Genomic DNA, 2,137 nt, shown 5'->3' with positions numbered 1-2,137 from the left:
CAGGGGGAGGTGAACCGGGTCAGGCGGAGCGAGCTACGCCGCGGCGTCGGCGGCCATGCGGGCCGTGATGATCTTGTCGGGGTCGCTCACCGGCTCGCCGCGCTTGATCTTGTCGATGTTGTCCATGCCGTCCGTGACCTTGCCCCACACCGTGTACTGGCCGTCGAGCCAGGGCGCCTCGGTGAAGCAGATGAAGAACTGGCTGTCGCCCGAATCCGGGTTCTGGGCGCGCGCCATCGAGACGGTGCCGCGGGTGTGCTTCTCGCGCGAGAACTCGGCCTTCAGCTTCTGGCCGGAGCCGCCCGTGCCGGTGCCGTTCGGGCAGCCGGTCTGGGCCATGAAGTCCTCGATCACGCGGTGGAACACGATGCCGTCGTAGAAGCCCTGGCGGACCAGCTCCTTGATGCGCGCGACATGGCCGGGCGCGAGGTCGGGCCGCATCTCGATGGTCACGGGGCCCTTGGTGGTCTCCAGCAGGAGGGTGTTCTCGGTCACGTCGCTCATGATGTCCCTTGTTCGATCGAAACTGACTGACGAAAGGCGAAGTCGGAAACGGGCGGCGCGGGTGCGGGCCGTGGCCCGGGCCTCCGCACCGCAGGGGTTACGCGGCCGTCACTTGGCGTCGGCCGCGACCTGCATGCGGACGATCTTGTCCGGATTGGTGACGCGGCCGTTGTCGGTCGGCGAGCCCTTCTTGACCTTGTCGACGGCGTTCATGCCGCTGACCACCTCGCCGACCACCGTGTACTTGCCGTCGAGGCCGGGGTTCTCGGCGAGCATGATGAAGAACTGGCTGTTGGCCGAGTTGGGATCGCTCGACCGCGCCATGCCGACGATGCCGCGCTTGAACGGCACGTTGGAGAACTCGGCCGGCAGGTTCGGGTACTTCGAGCCGCCCGTGCCGTTGCCGAACTGGCCGTCGCCGGTCTGCGCCATGAAGCCTTCGATGACGCGGTGGAACGGCACGTTGTCGTAGTACTTGTCGCGGGCGAGCTGCTTGAGCCGCTCGGCGTGCTTGGGCGCCAGATCGGGCCGCAGCTTGATGACGATGCGGCCGTCCTTGGTGTCGAGCAGGATGGTGTTCTGCGGATCGGTGCCGGCCGGGAGCTGCTGGGCCTGGGCGACCACCGAGACCATCATCAGGGCGAGCGCGGCGAACAAACGGATCATGGAACGTCCTTGCGGGTTGCGATGAGAGACATGGTCCGGACGGGCGCTCGCGCGGCGGTGACGGGGATGGGTCGCATCGCCGGCGCGTCTCGTCAGGGGGCCCGGGCGGCGAACCGGACCTTCAGTCGCGCGGCCACGGCCGGCGGCACGAAGGTCGAGACGTCCCCGCCCATGGCGGCAATCTGGCGGACCAGTGTGGCGGTGATCGGGCGCACCAGCGGCGAGGCGGGCAGGAACACGGTGGCGATCTCGGGCGCCATGGCGCCGTTCATGCCGGCGAGCTGCATCTCGTAGTCGAGGTCGGTGCCGTCGCGCAGGCCGCGGATCAGGGCGACGGCGCCCTCCTCCCGGGCCGCCGTGACGACCAGCCCGCCGAACGTGATGCACTCGATCGTGGTGCCCACTGCGGCCGCGAGCGGCCCACAGGTCTCCTCCAGCATGGCGGCGCGCTCCTCGGCGGAGAACAGCGGCACCTTGCCGGGATGGATGCCGATCGCCAGCACGAGCCGATCGGCCAGGCGGACCGCCTGGCGGACGACGTCGAGGTGGCCGTTGGTGACCGGATCGAACGAGCCGGCATAGAGCGCGGTTCTGAGCATCGCGCGGGTCTAGCCTGCCCGGGCCGGGCCGGCAAGGCACGCGGCGACGGTACCGCAGTGCAGCATCACGCCGGCCGCCGCGACAGCGACAGCCACACGCCGCCGCCGATCAGCACCAGGCCGGAGACGCGGCCCAGCAGCCTCTGGCGCGACGGCGCCATGAACCAGGCGCGGCCGAAGCCGGCGGCGACGCCCCAGGTCGCGTCGAGAACGCCGGACATCACCACGGCGACCGCCACCATGACGGCGAGCTGAAACGTCGTCGGCAGGGTCGGATCGACGAACTGCGGCAGGAACGCCGTGAAGAACGCCATGGTCTTGGGATTGGACACCGCCACCAGGAAGCCGCGTGAGACGTGAACCCCGCC

The 2,137-nt window shown here is 69.7% G+C and carries 4 protein-coding genes; all 4 read right to left on the bottom strand.

Annotated features, from left to right (window positions below):
- Positions 1–33: 33 nt before the first annotated feature.
- On the bottom strand, positions 34–504 hold the full coding sequence (locus tag CH341_RS30645; RefSeq protein ID WP_111423372.1) for a peptidylprolyl isomerase: 471 nt from the start codon (positions 502–504) through the stop codon (positions 34–36).
- 108 nt (positions 505–612) lie between these two features.
- The gene (locus CH341_RS30640; RefSeq protein ID WP_111423369.1) at positions 613–1,170 is read right to left on the bottom strand and encodes a peptidylprolyl isomerase; all 558 of its coding nucleotides are present in this window, start codon (positions 1,168–1,170) and stop codon (positions 613–615) included.
- A 92-nt stretch (positions 1,171–1,262) separates the two neighbouring features.
- Complete coding sequence (gene coaD, locus CH341_RS30635) at positions 1,263–1,769, bottom strand: pantetheine-phosphate adenylyltransferase (protein ID WP_111423366.1); 507 nt, start codon at positions 1,767–1,769, stop codon at positions 1,263–1,265.
- 65 nt (positions 1,770–1,834) lie between these two features.
- On the bottom strand, positions 1,835–2,137 hold a 303-nt coding region (locus tag CH341_RS36140; protein ID WP_245431329.1), incomplete at its 5' end, for a LysE family translocator.

Origin of the sequence: Rhodoplanes roseus (assembly GCF_003258865.1) — a bacterium.
Taxonomy (GTDB): Bacteria; Pseudomonadota; Alphaproteobacteria; order Rhizobiales; family Xanthobacteraceae; genus Rhodoplanes; species Rhodoplanes roseus.
Note: the sequence above shows the minus strand (reverse complement) of the source record. Positions and strands in the feature narration are given on the sequence as shown.